17 protein-coding genes and 1 other annotated feature are annotated in these 14,901 nt (G+C 49.4%); of the genes, 1 reads left to right on the top strand and 16 read right to left on the bottom strand.

Going from position 1 to position 14,901, the window contains the following annotated elements:
• Positions 1–86: 86 nt before the first annotated feature.
• Positions 87–1,031: an RluA family pseudouridine synthase gene (locus tag AC0YN4_RS08080; RefSeq protein ID WP_475780075.1), complete on the bottom strand. Its 945-nt coding sequence runs from the start codon at positions 1,029–1,031 to the stop codon at positions 87–89.
• Positions 1,003–1,527: a signal peptidase II gene (lspA, locus tag AC0YN4_RS08085; RefSeq protein ID WP_475779224.1), complete on the bottom strand. Its 525-nt coding sequence runs from the start codon at positions 1,525–1,527 to the stop codon at positions 1,003–1,005. Before lspA ends, AC0YN4_RS08080 begins: the two co-directional genes overlap by 29 nt.
• Positions 1,528–1,705: 178 nt before the next feature.
• On the opposite strand from lspA, the gene AC0YN4_RS08090 reads away from it, so the two are divergent.
• A complete protein-coding gene (locus tag AC0YN4_RS08090; protein WP_475779223.1) occupies positions 1,706–2,422 on the top strand; it encodes a TraR/DksA C4-type zinc finger protein in 717 nt (238 codons plus the stop codon).
• Between the two features lie 11 nt (positions 2,423–2,433).
• Here AC0YN4_RS08090 and AC0YN4_RS08095 read toward each other — a convergent pair whose 3' ends face one another.
• The 14 genes from AC0YN4_RS08095 to AC0YN4_RS08160 form a co-directional block, all read right to left on the bottom strand.
• Complete coding sequence (locus tag AC0YN4_RS08095) at positions 2,434–2,760, bottom strand: DUF5665 domain-containing protein (RefSeq protein WP_090979772.1); 327 nt, start codon at positions 2,758–2,760, stop codon at positions 2,434–2,436.
• Positions 2,761–2,885: 125 nt separating this feature from the next.
• Positions 2,886–5,981 (bottom strand): isoleucine--tRNA ligase, encoded by a 3,096-nt coding sequence (gene ileS / locus AC0YN4_RS08100; protein WP_475835530.1) that lies wholly within the window; start codon positions 5,979–5,981, stop codon positions 2,886–2,888.
• 51 nt (positions 5,982–6,032) lie between these two features.
• Positions 6,033–6,339: a binding site (T-box leader), on the bottom strand.
• 67 nt (positions 6,340–6,406) lie between these two features.
• The gene (locus tag AC0YN4_RS08105) at positions 6,407–6,904 is read right to left on the bottom strand and encodes a DivIVA domain-containing protein (RefSeq protein ID WP_090979776.1); all 498 of its coding nucleotides are present in this window, start codon (positions 6,902–6,904) and stop codon (positions 6,407–6,409) included.
• 131 nt (positions 6,905–7,035) lie between these two features.
• Complete coding sequence (locus AC0YN4_RS08110) at positions 7,036–7,818, bottom strand: YlmH family RNA-binding protein (protein WP_475779221.1); 783 nt, start codon at positions 7,816–7,818, stop codon at positions 7,036–7,038.
• Positions 7,818–8,081 carry a YggT family protein gene (locus AC0YN4_RS08115; protein ID WP_091219480.1) on the bottom strand — a complete coding sequence of 88 codons (264 nt, stop codon included), beginning with the start codon at positions 8,079–8,081 and terminating at the stop codon, positions 7,818–7,820. The genes AC0YN4_RS08110 and AC0YN4_RS08115 overlap by 1 nt, the downstream gene beginning before the upstream one ends.
• 7 nt (positions 8,082–8,088) lie before the next feature.
• Positions 8,089–8,535 (bottom strand): cell division protein SepF, encoded by a 447-nt coding sequence (locus tag AC0YN4_RS08120; protein WP_091219483.1) that lies wholly within the window; start codon positions 8,533–8,535, stop codon positions 8,089–8,091.
• 61 nt (positions 8,536–8,596) lie between these two features.
• Positions 8,597–9,322 carry a YggS family pyridoxal phosphate-dependent enzyme gene (locus AC0YN4_RS08125; protein ID WP_475835531.1) on the bottom strand — a complete coding sequence of 242 codons (726 nt, stop codon included), beginning with the start codon at positions 9,320–9,322 and terminating at the stop codon, positions 8,597–8,599.
• A 3-nt stretch (positions 9,323–9,325) separates the two neighbouring features.
• Entirely contained in the window at positions 9,326–10,174 is an 849-nt protein-coding gene (gene pgeF, locus AC0YN4_RS08130) for a peptidoglycan editing factor PgeF (protein WP_475835532.1), read from the bottom strand.
• A gap of 98 nt (positions 10,175–10,272) precedes the next feature.
• On the bottom strand, positions 10,273–10,548 hold the full coding sequence (locus tag AC0YN4_RS08135; RefSeq protein WP_090979788.1) for a YlmC/YmxH family sporulation protein: 276 nt from the start codon (positions 10,546–10,548) through the stop codon (positions 10,273–10,275).
• 152 nt (positions 10,549–10,700) lie between these two features.
• Entirely contained in the window at positions 10,701–11,483 is a 783-nt protein-coding gene (gene sigG / locus AC0YN4_RS08140; RefSeq protein WP_090573745.1) for an RNA polymerase sporulation sigma factor SigG, read from the bottom strand.
• 156 nt (positions 11,484–11,639) lie between these two features.
• Positions 11,640–12,830 (bottom strand): hypothetical protein, encoded by a 1,191-nt coding sequence (locus tag AC0YN4_RS08145; protein WP_475835533.1) that lies wholly within the window; start codon positions 12,828–12,830, stop codon positions 11,640–11,642.
• Positions 12,831–12,844: 14 nt separating this feature from the next.
• A complete protein-coding gene (locus AC0YN4_RS08150; RefSeq protein ID WP_475835534.1) occupies positions 12,845–13,687 on the bottom strand; it encodes a hypothetical protein in 843 nt (280 codons plus the stop codon).
• Complete coding sequence (locus tag AC0YN4_RS08155) at positions 13,684–14,373, bottom strand: ABC transporter ATP-binding protein (protein WP_475779216.1); 690 nt, start codon at positions 14,371–14,373, stop codon at positions 13,684–13,686. Before AC0YN4_RS08155 ends, AC0YN4_RS08150 begins: the two co-directional genes overlap by 4 nt.
• A complete protein-coding gene (locus tag AC0YN4_RS08160; protein ID WP_475779215.1) occupies positions 14,370–14,786 on the bottom strand; it encodes a GntR family transcriptional regulator in 417 nt (138 codons plus the stop codon). The genes AC0YN4_RS08155 and AC0YN4_RS08160 overlap by 4 nt, the downstream gene beginning before the upstream one ends.
• Between the last annotated feature and the right edge of the window lie 115 nt (positions 14,787–14,901).

Here is a 14,901-nt window from a genome sequence, read left to right on the forward strand (position 1 = left end):
ACTGCTTACAGATTGTAATTATCATAGCGCAACGTAAGCATTGAACCACATAAAGAAATTAGTGAAAAGTTTGTACTATTACACAACTAACGTTGACGCAAAATCATCAGCTCATGCTCCATGTCAGGTGGAATCGGTGTAGAAAACTCCATGTACTCGCCTGTACGAGGATGATCGAAACCCAGAACAGCCGCATGAAGCGCCTGGCCTTTAAGACCAATTGTCTTATTCCGACCATAAATCGGATCGCCTGCAAGCGGGTGCCCGATGTATTTCATATGCACGCGAATCTGGTGTGTCCTTCCGGTCTCAAGCTTCAGCTCCAGCAGCGTAAAATCACCGAGGCGCTCCGCAACTTGGAAATGCGTGACCGCTTCTTTACTGCCCCGCTGAGTCACCATAAAGACCTTCCGATCCTGCGGGTCTCTCCCAATCGGCGCATCAACTGTGCCATGCTCATGCGGCATCGTTCCATGCACGAGGGCGAGATATTTTCTCGTCACCGTATGGGCTTTAAGCTGTGCAGCCAGCGAAGCATGTGCCAGGTCGTTCTTCGCGGCCATGATTAGGCCGGAAGTATCCTTATCAATCCGATGTACGATCCCTGGGCGAAGCACGCCGTTAATCCCAGACAGATCTTTGCAGTGGTACATGAGCGCATTCACGACTGTTCCCGAATAATGTCCGGGTGCAGGGTGAACGACCATGCCGCGCGGTTTGTTAATGACAATAACATCACTATCTTCGTAGACCACATCAAGCGGAATGTTCTGCGCCTCAATTACGGCCTCTTCCGGTTCAGGAATAATAACCGTGACCACATCGGCCACGGCTAGCTTGTAGTTCGACTTTACTTGACGCTCATTGACCAGAACGGCGCCGGATTTAATCCATTCCTGCACCATCGTGCGGGATACTGAGCCTTCTTCAATGCTTTCAGTTACAAATTTATCAAGCCGTTCACCGGCGTCCGCTTCAATCGCGGTAAAACTCATAGACTCATCATTGAATAAATTGGTGCCCTTGTCCATTAGGTTCTTCTTGTCCATTTGGTTTTGAATCTCCGTTCTCTCTCTTGGATGTCAGAATCGCATCCAGCAAAATCATACCTACACCGATACAAATACCGGAATCGGCGATGTTGAATATTGGGAATACATAGCTGCCGAACGTAAACTGCAGGAAATCGACAACCTCGCCGTAAAGCGCACGCTCCAAGAAATTGCCAAGTGCGCCGCCAAGTACGAGACCAAGACCTGCGAGCAGCAATCCTTTACCGGAATCGCGGTTCTTCATCATATACCAGATGATACCGCCTAGAACGATAAGCGTAATCAAGATAAACAGGTAACGCTGCTCTTGCAGAATGCCAAACGCGGCACCTCTGTTGCGGATGGAAGTCAGGATAAAGAAATCGCCGAGCACATGCTTAGTTTCACCGATCGTGAGACTTTTCTCAACCCATTGTTTGGTAATATAGTCAATTACGAAAACAACAACCGCTAGCCAATAGTAATAATATTTCATCGCACATGCCCCCTTGTCCTCAACATTGTAGCATAGGAGAGCTCATGCAGACTAGGACAATTTCCGCATGCCTTTGCCATTTCATCCATGAATACCCGCCTCTAAAACAGCGCCTTTATTGGGAAACTAAACGACATCAAGTATGCCATCATGCCAATGTGAAGAGAGGGCACTCATCATGACGAACCTTACGAACACCCAGCTACGAAATTTACGCAGCCGCCTTGTCGTGGAGAAAGCTGCAATTGAACAGCGGCTAGCAAGCAGCGAGCATTATGGATTCTCCGCATCACTCAAAGATGAATCCGGTGATCTGTCATCGTACGATAACCATCCCGCGGATGCTGCTACAGAGACGTATGAGCGCGGGAAAGACCTCGCGCTTCATGAGCAAGAGGAATTTCATCTTAGCCGCATCGATGCTGCACTAACCGCTATGGAAGAAGGAAGCTACGGGACTTGTCGTACATGCGGGAGTGATATTCCGCTCGAACGGTTGCAAGCACTGCCTGATTCACTGTACTGTGTTGCGCATTCACCCAGACAAGACATTTCTGAGCACCGTCCGGTTGAGGAACAATTCCTTGCACCTGGATTTGGCCGCTCAAGCATGGATGAGCACGAAGATGGATACAACGGCTTTGATGGTGAAGATGCCTGGCAAATCGTGGAGAGCTGGGGCAACTCCGACTCACCTGCGATGTCCGAGAATGCCAATGTTCGTTCTTACGACGAGATCGGCATCGAATCGGGCGAAGCCGACGGCTATGTGGAGCCGCTCGAAAGCTTCCTAGCCACGGACATTACCGGCAAGCATATCAGTGTTGTCCGCAATCGGGAATATTATAACTATATGGAGCATGAGGAAGGCGATCATATGCTCGAACAGCAATAAAGTCCTTACGCTTAATAAGTCTTCCCCTCCAGCTGATGCTGGACGATGCGGACAATGTCTGCAATATAATCGCCGATGATCGGCAAATTAAGTGCACCGAGCAGCTGCAGCACATAGAGTATCGTTGCCGCAAAGAACGTAAATCCAATCGCGATTCCGACCCCTCGCGCGGTGCCGCCGAGCAAATTGCGCCACATGAGCGAGTATGGTCGGTTAAGGAGCTGCACATAATCTGCGATCTGCGAACGCTCCATCTCTGAGGCAACTTTCTGCAGCCGTTTCTCGAGCGCATCCAAAGCGTGACGAACGCCGATTAAATCTTTATTTTCTTCTGTCATGAAGGATCCCTCCCCAGGGCTTAAAGCAAACAAGAATCACGCCCATGCAGCAGTTCGGAAGCGGCAACTATGCCGTTCGCCGTTCGTCTTCATGGGCGTTCGTGTTGTTTGCTGTTATGAGGTTACTATACCCTTACGACAGAAATTCCAATCTCTTTCTCTCCGAGCGATACTCGTTCCATATCCGCCTGGCTGCCGTACTCCACGCTGCGCAGCAGAACGCTTTCGAACAGCACGGATTCGAAGGCTTGCAGCGCTGCAAGCAGCTCCGCATCGACATCCAGAACAAGATGAACGCGCATTTCAATCGGAAGATCAAGCTTCTTGCGTGTATCCTGCACGGCACGAATAACTTCGCGAACCAAACCTTCCTGCTCCAGCTCAGGCGTGATATCGGTATTGATCGCAACCGTTAAGTTGTAGCCTGATGCCGAGGCAAAACCGGATTTAGCCTGTTTCTCTACGAGCAGCTCATCAAGAGCGATCTCAAGCGTCTCTCCATCCGGCGATGCGAATGTCAGCACGCCTGCTTTCATAATGCCGCTCGTTTGCTCCGGCGTCAGCGACTTCAAGTAGCCTTGGATCGGTCCGACATGTTTGCCGTACTTCTTACCGGCTACTTTAAGGTTCAACTTGAACGCAAAGTCAACGAATCCGGTGTCGCCGCTCGCAATCGTGATCGACTTCACGTTGATTTCATCCTTGATGATCGCTTCATACGGCGACAGGTCAAATTCATTGTCAAGCGCTACGATAAGCTCCGATAACGGCTGACGTGTTTTGATGCCCGTTTCGTTGCGGACATTGCGAGCCAGCTCGACGATTTGTCTCGCTGTTTCCATATCGCGCTCCAGCGTTTCATCGATCGCCGCTTCGTCGGCTTTCGGATAGTCCGCCAGATGTACGCTGCTGCCATCTCCGAGATTCGTATATACATCTTCGGCTACCAACGGTGCGAACGGCGCGATTAAGCGAGAAACCGTAAGCAATACGGTACGAAGAGTGCCGTAAGCATCCAGCTTGTCATCTGTCAGCCCGCTGCCCCAGAAACGGTCACGGGAACGACGGATGTACCAATTGCTCATTTCGTCGACAAAGGTTTCAATGCCCTTCGCAGCGTTGAGGAAGTCGTAGACGGACAGGCTCTTCTCCACTTGTACAATTAAGCTGTTCAGGCGGGATACAATCCAGCGGTCCAGCTTATTCGCGGATACGCGTGCCGGTTGTGCAGCAGGATCGTAACCGTCGATCGAAGCATAAAGCGCGAAGAACGCATGAGTATTGACGATGGTGTCAATTACTTTGGATTTGGCTTCGCCTACGATACCGCGCGAGAACCGTTTGCTGTTCCACGGTGCACTGTCAGCCAGAAGCGCCCAGCGGAATGCGTCCGTTCCGTATTCGTTAATGATTTCCCATGGGTCGATAACATTCCCTTTGGATTTGGACATCTTCTGCCCATTCTCATCCAGGATATGACCGGTGGAAATAACCGCTTTGTACGGTGCCTTACCGTTGTACAGCGTAGATACAGCCAGCAAGCTGAAGAACCAGCCGCGCGTTTGGTCAATGCCTTCGCAGATGATGTCCGCCGGGTATTGCTCAGCGAAGATCTCTTGCTTCTCAAACGGCTGATGATATTGCGCGAATGGCATGGAGCCGCTGTCGAACCAAACGTCCACGACTTCGGAAGTACGCGTCATCACGCCGCCTTCGCAATGCGGGCAATGCAGCTTCACTTCATCCACGTATGGCTTATGAAGCTCAATGTCTTCCGAGATCGGCGATGTGGAGCGCGCAACCAGGTCCGCTCTGCTGCCCGGTGAATGCTGCCCGCCGCAGCTATCGCAAATCCATACGTTAAGCGGCGTTCCCCAGTAACGGTTACGGCTGATATTCCAATCGACCAAGTCCTCGAGGAATTTACCGAAACGGCCTTCGCGGATGTGGCCCGGATACCATTCTACGCCTGCGTTGTTCGCGATCAGCTGATCTTTAACCGCGGTTGTCTCGATGAACCAGCTGTCTGTTGCATAATAGATCAGCGGCGTTTTGCAGCGCCAGCAGAACGGATAGCTGTGCTCATAACGTTCCTTGGAGAAGAGCAGGCCGCGTTCGCTTAACATCTTAACAATGTCGACATCGCATTCTTTCACGAAACGTCCGGCCAGATCCGTAACAACATCGAGATAACGACCTGCATTGTCCACCACGTTCAAGAAGCTAACGCCATTCTGACGAGCTACCTTGTAGTCGTCTTCACCGTGTGCGGGAGCAATGTGAACGATACCTGTACCGCTCGTATCGCTGACAAAGTCACCTGGGATGACGAAGTGGCCGTTCTCGATTTGTGCGTATTTGAATGGCGGCTCGTATTTCTTGCCGACCAGCTCTGCCCCTTTTACAGTGGACTGGAGGACGAAATCGCCTTTCATCACGCTCTCTACAAGTGCTTCAGCGACGAAATACACTTGACCATCCTTCAGCACGCGTGCGTAATCCAAATCCGGATTAACGGCAAGCGCCACGTTCGCCGGGAGCGTCCAAGGTGTTGTCGTCCAAGCGAGCACGTACTCATCGGAATCCGCTAGTTTGAATTTCACAGTAGCGCTAAGGTCCTTAACATCCTCATACCCTTGTGCAACCTCATGGGAGCTTAATGTCGTTTGGCAGCATGGGCAATAAGGGCTAACGCGGTGTCCGCGGTACAACAGTCCTTTGCCATGAATCGTCGATAGAATATGCCATACGCTCTCGATGTAGTTGTTGTTCAGCGTAATGTACGGATCGTCCATGTTGGTCCAATAGCCGATTGCTTCCGTCAGCTCACGCCATTGACGCTCATATTCGAATACGCTGTTTTTGCACTTCGTGATGAAGGCTTCAACGCCGTATTTCTCGATATCCTGTTTACCGGAGATCCCCAGCTGTTTCTCAACACCAAGCTCGACCGGCAATCCGTGCGTATCCCAGCCTGCTTTACGAACGACACGGTAGCCATCCATCGTCTTGTAGCGGCAGATGAAGTCTTTGATTACGCGTCCCAGCACGTGACCGATATGCGGAGCTCCATTCGCTGTTGGCGGCCCTTCATAAAAGACAAAATTCGGCTTGCCTTCCCGGTTCGTGATCGACTGCTTAAATGTCTCTTCTTCTCTCCATTTGGCCAGTACCCTTGAGTCCCGACTTCTTGCTTTCTCTTTGACATCGACGCGTTGCATACGCTCATACCCCTTTCATTCTCCTGGAAAATAAAAAAAGCCCCGCCCCTGTAAAGGGACGAGACTATAGCTCGCGATACCACCCTTGTTCCAAGACTAGCTACGTACCTCCTCACCGCTCTCTTACAGAGATGGCAAACGGACGCGCCGCTATGCTTGGCACCTTCGTCACGGATGCATGCATCCGAGTTCCTAATAACGGTGGACTTCCGGAACTGCTTACTGCTTATGGCATCCATAAGGTTAGGCAGTTCTTCTCAGAGAGGATATTCCGAAACTGTTCACACACCGGCTTTCAGCAAATACCGGCTCTCTGTGGTGCTTACAGAAACGTACTCGTTCTCGTCAACGAAGTGATCGTATAGATTGATTATTACCATTTATACGCGAATCCTAAACAATTGTCAAACCATTCGCAACAATAATTACACGCCGCGGGCGATTTCACTCGTTAAGCTTGCCGGACCATCCAATGTATCCCAGCTGTCATGGCTTAGCAGCTCAAGCTGTGCTTCCACGAGTGTCCGGAATCTGGCACGATAGATCGAAGCTTGTTTGCGAAGCTCCTCTACTTCAAGCGCCACTTTACGGGACTTGCTAAGCGACTCATTGATGATGCGGTCGGCATTCTTCTCGGCTTCTTTGACGATGAGCTGCGCTTCTTTCTTCGCATTGCTTCTCACTTCATCAGCCGCTTCTTGCGCCACAATAATCGTCTTACTCAACGTTTCTTCAATGTTGGAGAAATGATTCAGCTTCTCCTGCATGGACAATGCCTGATTCTGAATTTCTTTGTTCTCGCGAATGAGCGCCTCATAGTCTTTAATGACTTGATCAAGAAATTCATTTACTTCATCTTCATCGTATCCGCGAAGTCGTCTGCCAAATTCCTTGTTATGTATGTCCAATGGCGTAAGCGGCATTGGGGCACCTCCTGATTGTAGTCGAAGGGGACCATGCTTAGGGTATCCCCGTGTGGGACTAGCGCCTTAAGCCGTATCCTTCCTGAGTTTACTTCTAATTTCGACAGATGGAGTCATTTTCCTGCAAACGATTAGATAAATTTGCCGATTTTGACCCGAACTCTGCCTTTCTTCGTAATCCCCTCTACAACAAGCACTTTGAAACGGCCAAGACCCTGCATCGAAATGACGTCGCCTTCCTTGAGCGGCGTGGAAGGATCCTCTTCTACTTTCCAGTTCACGCGGCATCTGCCGGCCCTAATGGGGTCCACGATCTTGGTTCGGCTGATCCGATGGACATCGCTGGCGATACCGTCAAGACGCAAAGAAGCCACCGACAAATTCATCTCTTCCATCGCGGACACCGCGGGGCGCAGCTGATGCAGCGGAAGGATGTCCGTTAGGACGTGAACACGGTGGACTTGTCGCAAATGAATATTAATATAATCGGCTATTTCCGAGACGACTAAACAATGACAGCTGTCCTCATGTACATGAAGATCGCCAATGCGATCACGCTTGATACCCAGTCCAAGTAGTGCACCCAGGTAGTCGCCATGATCCAGCTCCAGATGACCTTGCGTACCGCCGGTCACTTCAATTAAAGCAATTCCTTCGGGCTCATTCTCGAGATCGCGGTAATCAGGTGCAATAATGGCCCTTCTACGCTCAGCGCTTTCATAGCCGCCTACAAAGCGAAGACCAACATCTGCACGCCGATTGACTAGCGACGCTACGATATCGGCCTGCCTTGGATCGAGAAAATCGGTCACTTTCACTTCGTGACCGAATGCTGCTCGTTCGATCCATTCCGAGGCGCGGTCCACGAAGGGCCGCTCATCCGGATGGAAATGGACATAAATATCGTTTTTCATTAGATAAACATCTCGATGACCGAAATCAATCCCAAGGCCACGAAACGAAGGGCAAACAAGGCAACGATCGGGGAGATATCAATCACTCCGCCGATATTGGGGATAAATCTGCGGAATGGTGCCAAATAAGGCTCAACCAGCTTACCCAATAATTCACCGATGAAGCTCTCACGCAGGCTCGGCAGCCATGACAACAGTACGTAAGCAATGATCATATACTGATAAATCTGTGATAGGGTTAAGATTAAATTTGCTACGTCCAACTCAAGGTCACCTCATTTTTTTGTAATCTTGCTCATCTGCCAGCATTTCCGTTATTGCGCCTTGAATTTCAACCGAGTCGGGCGTGCAAAGAAAAATATTAGGACCAAGCTTCGATATGCCGCCGTTCAACGCATAAATCGTACCGCTGAGAAAATCAACGATTCTCACTGCTTGATCCGAACGAACACGCTGCAGGTTCACAACGACCGAACGACGCGAGCGCAAGTGGTCCGCAATATCCTGTGCTTCTTCGTACGAACGGGGTTCGTTCAGAATAACGCGCACATTCTTCTGCGAATGAATACTGACGATATTATTTCCCTTTGCAGGTTGTTTACGTTGCTCGAAGGGAGAAGTTTCATTATCTTGTTCGTCATGATTGTCAATTCGTTCGCGTTCTACGACTTCCTCTTCCTCTTGCAGGCCGAGAAAACTCATAAACTTATTCATCATGCCCGTCGCCCTCTTTCCCTTATAATCTGCATGCCAAGTATTCGCTTGCTGAAACGCATCCTTAGCTGTGTCCTACCAGTACCGTACCTAGTCTTAACCATGTTGCGCCTTCTTCTACAGCTACCTCGAAATCCCCCGACATGCCCATCGACAAACCATCAACCTGCTTGCTCAATACAGCGCTGCGATTCAGTTCGTCACGAAGCTGTCTTAACCCGCGAAATACGGGACGGGATTGCTCGGCTTCGCCGTCAAGCGGCGCCATCGTCATCAGCCCAACCGGCTCGATATGAGGAAAGGCCACTAGCTGCTTGGCGAAAGGGATTAATTCTTCGGGCTGAAGGCCATGCTTGCTGTCTTCTCCGGCTACATTGACTTGAATAAAGCAAGGCACCTTGATGTCAAGCTGCGCAGCCTTACGCTCGATTGCCTCCGCTAATGAAAGACGATCCAAGGAATGGATGTATGTAAATTTCCCTATGACTTCTTTAACCTTATTCGTTTGCAGTGACCCAATGAAATGCCATACAGCTTGTCCGGACGGCGCATGGTCTAAGCTTGTATCCCACTGGCTGCCCGTAATCGCGTTCCACTTCTCAGACGCATCCTGCCAGCGATTCTCCCCCATATGAACGAGACCTTGCTGCAAGACCGCCTGCGTCTGGGGGACGCCTACGTACTTCGTTACTGCAATCAGTTCAATCTCCGAACGCTGCCGGCCGCTTCTTGCACATGCATCTGCGAGCCGCCGTTCCACTTCTTCAATACGCTGTGATAAAGTCGTCACGCCTTACTTGTCTCCTTCTTTCATGCCGATCCAGCTCACCATCCGGCCCGTCGCACCGCCTTCTACTCGGTGAGAGAAGAACAGATTCGTGGCACAACCGGTGCACCACTCTGAACATTCGATACGGCTCGGCAAAATTCCTGCTTTTATCATAATCTGTCGGTTCAATTCTTTCAAGTTTATCCTGGCTTTTCCTTCACCCGTAGGTACGACCATGTCGGCAGGATCCACATTTAATGCAGCGATAAGCGGCAAAACACGATCCAGCACGACATCATTCACCTCATAGCAGCACATCCCAATGGAAGGACCAATCGCGGCTTGAATGGATGCTGCATCGCAGCCGAAGGTCGAGACCATTCGTTCGACGGTCAACCTGGCAATTTCCAGTACGGTTCCTTTCCAGCCCGCATGGGCCAGCGCAATCACTTCACGAACAGGATCGAAGAAATAGAGCGGAACACAATCCGCGTAGAAAGAAGCCAGCAATACATTCTTCTGGTCGGTAACAAGAGCGTCGGCATCCGCAATTGATGATGCGCGGCTCGCTCTGCCTTTGCCGCGATCATCGGCTTCTATAATATGCACGTGATTGCCGTGTACTTGCTCTGCACAGGTCCATGCTTCAAATGGCCAGCCGAGCGACTCCGCGAGCAAGCTGCGATTGCGTACAACGTCATCCTGTACGTCCCCAACATGAAGCCCGCAATTCAGGGATTGCCAAGGAGCGCTGCTGACTCCACCTTCCCGTCCGGAGAATCCAACCGTCAAACCATCAAACCGCTCTATCCATTGTGGCAATAAAAAAAGCGAAGGGCTCTTCGCTGCATCAACATGTTTAAACGGTTCCATGATACAATCACCTCGACTTCCAGTGTACCACGCATGGCAGCCTCCTTGCGAGCGGCTACGCGCCCGCAAGGCTCCTTTCGAATGGCAGAACGATAAGCTTATCGAACCTGCACATCGTCTTCCTCCGTCTTGTACACCTTCGCATCATCAATCCGTACGAGTACGACATCCGTGCCGATCTTCACAATATTTCGCCAAGGGATCACGACATCTGTGCCACCGCCGAACAAGCCGAAGAAACGGGAGTAGTTCGGTACAACGATGGAATCAATGCGTCCCTGCCGCAAATCCAGCTCCAAGTCACTGACCTGCCCCAGCTTGCGTCCATCTACAATATTGATAACGTCCTTCGTCTGAAAATCCGAAATTTTCATTAGCCGTTCACCACGCTTCCGAAAGAACTGCCCATCACCTTATTATCAATATATGTGCCAAATGGGCAAAATGTCCTGCTTGCCACTAATTATAGCCGCTGCTGTCACATAGCAAAAAAACGGCGCTAGGCGCCGTTTCACTTTTGGTTGATTTACGTTTTAACATGCTTTTGCATCTGTTGGATCGCGGATTTCTCGAGCCGGGATACTTGCGCTTGTGAGATGCCGATTTCGTCGGCTACCTCCATTTGCGTTTTCCCTTCGAAGAAACGCATCGACAGAATCATTTTTTCGCGTTCATTTAGTTTGTGCATCGCTTCTCGAAGAGCAATCTCCTCAATCCACGACACGTCTTTGTTTTTGTCATCACTGATTTGGTCCATCACATAGATGGGATCTCCCCCATCATGATAAATCGGTTCGAACAATGATACCGGGTCTTGAATGGCATCGAGCGCAAAAACGACATCCTCTTTCGGAACGTTCAGCGCCTCGGAAATTTCAAAAATCGTCGGCTCCCTTGAGTTTTTGTTCGTCAAGCTGTCCCGTACCTGCAGCGCCTTATACGCGATATCACGCAAGGAACGCGACACACGAATCGGGTTATTGTCCCTTAAATAACGGCGAATTTCACCGATTATCATCGGAACCGCATAGGTGGAAAACTTAACATTCTGACTGAGATCGAAATTGTCGATTGCTTTCATGAGGCCGATGCAGCCGACTTGGAAGAGATCGTCGACGAATTCCCCGCGGTTATTAAACCGTTGAATCACACTAAGCACTAGCCTCAAGTTGCCATTGACTAATTTCTCTCTTGCTGCCCACTCATTCTGCGTTTGTAATGCGGTAAACAACTCCCGCATCTCCGCGTTTGTGAGGACAGGCAGTTTCGCGGTATCCACTCCACAAATCTCGACTTTGTTTCGGGTCAACGTGATTACCTCCCAAGGAGAAACATTAATGTTCAGTATCTCCTTGGACCCCCAATTTATTCCCCCTCGCGCAAGAAGAAAGTCATTCCCAAAGCTGACCTGCGATGTAAACGCAATCAAGCCCCCGCAGTGATTCCGAGGGCTCGAGCATTCCTATTATTTGGTCACATACAGCGAGTAAATTTGCAGGTCGTTAAGAAGCTTTGTACGCTCCGTACCTTGCTCGTTAATGTCGATTTTGCCGGTATAGACGACTTTACTTTGCTTCAGGTCGGCAATGACAACATCGATTGTATCGGCTTCCTTGGACATTAGATACAACCGGTCCCCACTGACCATCGAGCTTGATACGGACTGAACGGGGATTACGAACTCCTTGATTTCTCGCGTCTTCAGATCATAGTGCTTCACAAGGGCTGATTTCTCTTGCTTAACGATCATAATGATCGAATCTGTAGTTGCGTTCACCAAATAGTCTGAAATGCTTGGATCAATAGCAGGCACTGCCGTCGTTTGTCCGGTCTTCCAATCCAACGTAAACAGCTCCGACTTCGTGTTTTCGGTGATATCATTTCCTTCTTTGTCTTTCACGTGCTTCTCTGTCTGTTGTCTAAATACGAGCACATCATTAGGAACGTTATACGGTGTTGAACTCTCCATACTGTATCTTACGAATTGGCCATTATCCAGCTTCTTATCGGCAAAAAGCACGTCATCTTTGGCAATGCTCTTCGCGTTTAGATCCACCGTATATTTATGAATCTCCTGGTTCCCAAGGCTTTGCCCGCTATCGTCATTCTTTCGATAATTGATGGTAAAGACGTATAGCATCCGGCCATCCACTTGTACGTCCATCACGTAAGCCCAGCCGTATTGTTCGTAATTAGGTACGGCTGCTTCGAAGCTTTGTTCATCCTTCGTTTTCAAGTCAAGGGTGGATACGTTGAACTTAGAATTCCGATTAGCGTACCCACTATTAAAGGATGCATAGGCAAGCGTGTTCTCATCCTGATAGAACGAGTTCGAGCTTCTTTTTGCCCGCATGAAGCCGTGGTGCTCTTTAAACAGTTGAACCATTTCCTGATTATAGCTGTATCGTTTGGCGATCGAAAACTGCTCGAAATAAGACTCTTCCTGCTGATACTTGCTCCCCTTCGAACTAATGACCAGGGAACCATAGCCCTTTGTCATGCCTTCCAGAACAAGCGATTTCGCCTCGTTATCATCACCGGAAACGGTCAGCAGGTTATAGTCCGGGTAGCTTCGCGTAGCAGCTCCCACGTAATAGGTGCCAATGCTCCCAAGGATAAAGACGACGAGCAGGATGGAAAACCAATAGCGTTTCATTGTGTAGTAACCTCCTATACCGATATCTTCTTATTCATTAAGAAGAAGCTTATTGCAAGAGACATGCCGCCGATCAATGCGGCAATTACGAACTCGATGATGAAAATTTCGTTCGGGTACAAATAATCTTTAATATCTCGATTCATGATGAGCATCGGTGCAATCAGAAGCAGACATGCAACTCCGATGTAGATGACGCCTGCCAAGACACCCTTCAACCGGTAACTCCGTTCAAACAGGATCGCCGTGAACAATATGATGACGAATAAGGCACCGCTGCCATAGTACAAAACAAATTCCGTAAAGGTACGGGGAACGAGAACTTGCAGAAACGAGTGATTCTGGATGACTGTTGTCAATGTTTCGGAGACTCCTCTCAATTCCGGGTCAACGACCGCCGTAAACAATGCGGATTCAAGCGGCAGAATGAGCAGTTGGAAGGCCACTAAGCCGAACACGAACAGCAGAATAGCGCTTAGCTTAGCCAAATACAAATGGCGTCTTTCCGTAGGCAGCATCAACAGCCGATAGATAAACATGTTTTTGCCCATCCATTCTCTATACCAAATCAGAAATACGTAAAGCGCTATTCCGCCGATGCAAAGCGCGATTGGGGCAAGAATAAATAAGTTTGCTCGGCTCATCATATCGGAAAAGCTCACTACGCCGTTTTCGGCTGCAAACTTTGCAAATGTTGACGTAGTCGGCCCCATCTTATCCTTTACGACTTGCATGTATTTATTGCTCTCGTACAGAATGCCGCCGCATTGCATGAGCAGCGTCATCACGAACAAGGTGATATACAGCTTCCAAAAACGAGAAACCTCCATATGAAGCAGCTTCAAAAAACGATTCATCCCTTGTACACCTCTCTCATAACATCCATAACCGACTTGCCTTCCTGCAAGCGCATGTCTTCGCAATTGAATTGTCTCATCACGACTCCGTTATCCAGCAGTACGACCTCGTCGATCAGATGTTCGATATCGTTAATTTCATGTGTCGTAATAATAACGCCTCTGTCTTCCACGAGCTTGCTTGTAAATACGCTTGCGATTTGCTCCCTGCTGAACGCATCGATGCCGGAGAATGGTTCGTCCATCAACACGTACTCCACATCCAGCGACAGTCCGTGCAGCAAATTCAGCTTGGCCGTATTTCCTTTGGAAAGCTCGGAAATCCGATCGTTACGCTTCAGCTTGAAGAAAATTAGCATCTCCTCCGCGCGCGCCTCGTTCCAGCTGGCGTAGAAATCTTTCATGAACTGCATGCTCGCACCGACGGTCATGTTAGGAGGCATCGTAATATTGTCCGGCACGTAAGCGACATGCTCGTAAATATGTTTGCCCACCGGCATTCCGTCCACTTGGATGCTGCCGCCGTCAATTGGCGTTAGTCCCATGATGGCTTTCAGCACGGTGGATTTGCCTACCCCGTTAATGCCGATCAAACACGTAATATTTCCTTTTTTCGCCGTAAACGATATATCTTGAAGCACTTTTCTGCGGCCGTATTTCTTACGAACCGATTTAAACTCAATCATGCTTGCCCCTCCTTTGCTGCTTGCGTATAGCTTGTTTCTACTTTGCTCTTGACGATGGCTAACAGCTCATCGACCGGTACTTGGATCTTGGCTATAGATTGAACAAATGCATCGACGGCATCTGTAATGAGCTCACTGCGAATTAAGCTTAATACCTGTTCGTCCGTTGTAATCCGGCTTGGGGAATTGCCCTCCGTTACGATCAAACCCTGTTCCTCCATTTCTTTATAAGCCTTCTGTGCCGTGTTCGGGTTAATTCTCAACTTACCTGCTATTTCGCGGCGCGATGGGATGACCTGCCCTTTCTCCAAACGTCCCGTTGCGATCTCTTCCTTAAAGTGCCTGACTACCTGGAGGTAGACAGGGTCGCGGTTATTGAACTTCAATTCCGCGCTGCCTTCGCCATCATGCATACGCTCCAACTCCGTCTTAATAGTGTGTGTACTACTTAGTTCATACACCTTATACGTGTACTATACCCGTAGTACACTCCTTTGTCAACTGCCTTGTTTGCGGTAAAATAAAAAG

This window comes from Paenibacillus sp. J22R3 (assembly GCF_056269305.1).

Coding starts and splice junctions, on each gene's coding strand:
- AC0YN4_RS08080 (WP_475780075.1), bottom strand. CDS start 1,031: ATGGACAAGGGCACCAATTTATTCAATGATGAGTCTATGAGTTTTACC.
- lspA (WP_475779224.1), bottom strand. CDS start 1,527: ATGAAATATTATTACTATTGGCTAGCGGTTGTTGTTTTCGTAATTGAC.
- AC0YN4_RS08090 (WP_475779223.1), top strand. CDS start 1,706: ATGACGAACCTTACGAACACCCAGCTACGAAATTTACGCAGCCGCCTT.
- AC0YN4_RS08095 (WP_090979772.1), bottom strand. CDS start 2,760: ATGACAGAAGAAAATAAAGATTTAATCGGCGTTCGTCACGCTTTGGAT.
- ileS (WP_475835530.1), bottom strand. CDS start 5,981: ATGCAACGCGTCGATGTCAAAGAGAAAGCAAGAAGTCGGGACTCAAGG.
- AC0YN4_RS08105 (WP_090979776.1), bottom strand. CDS start 6,904: ATGCCGCTTACGCCATTGGACATACATAACAAGGAATTTGGCAGACGA.
- AC0YN4_RS08110 (WP_475779221.1), bottom strand. CDS start 7,818: ATGAAAAACGATATTTATGTCCATTTCCATCCGGATGAGCGGCCCTTC.
- AC0YN4_RS08120 (WP_091219483.1), bottom strand. CDS start 8,535: ATGATGAATAAGTTTATGAGTTTTCTCGGCCTGCAAGAGGAAGAGGAA.
- pgeF (WP_475835532.1), bottom strand. CDS start 10,174: ATGGAACCGTTTAAACATGTTGATGCAGCGAAGAGCCCTTCGCTTTTT.
- AC0YN4_RS08135 (WP_090979788.1), bottom strand. CDS start 10,548: ATGAAAATTTCGGATTTTCAGACGAAGGACGTTATCAATATTGTAGAT.
- AC0YN4_RS08145 (WP_475835533.1), bottom strand. CDS start 12,830: ATGAAACGCTATTGGTTTTCCATCCTGCTCGTCGTCTTTATCCTTGGG.
- AC0YN4_RS08150 (WP_475835534.1), bottom strand. CDS start 13,687: ATGAATCGTTTTTTGAAGCTGCTTCATATGGAGGTTTCTCGTTTTTGG.
- AC0YN4_RS08155 (WP_475779216.1), bottom strand. CDS start 14,373: ATGATTGAGTTTAAATCGGTTCGTAAGAAATACGGCCGCAGAAAAGTG.
- AC0YN4_RS08160 (WP_475779215.1), bottom strand. CDS start 14,786: ATGCATGATGGCGAAGGCAGCGCGGAATTGAAGTTCAATAACCGCGAC.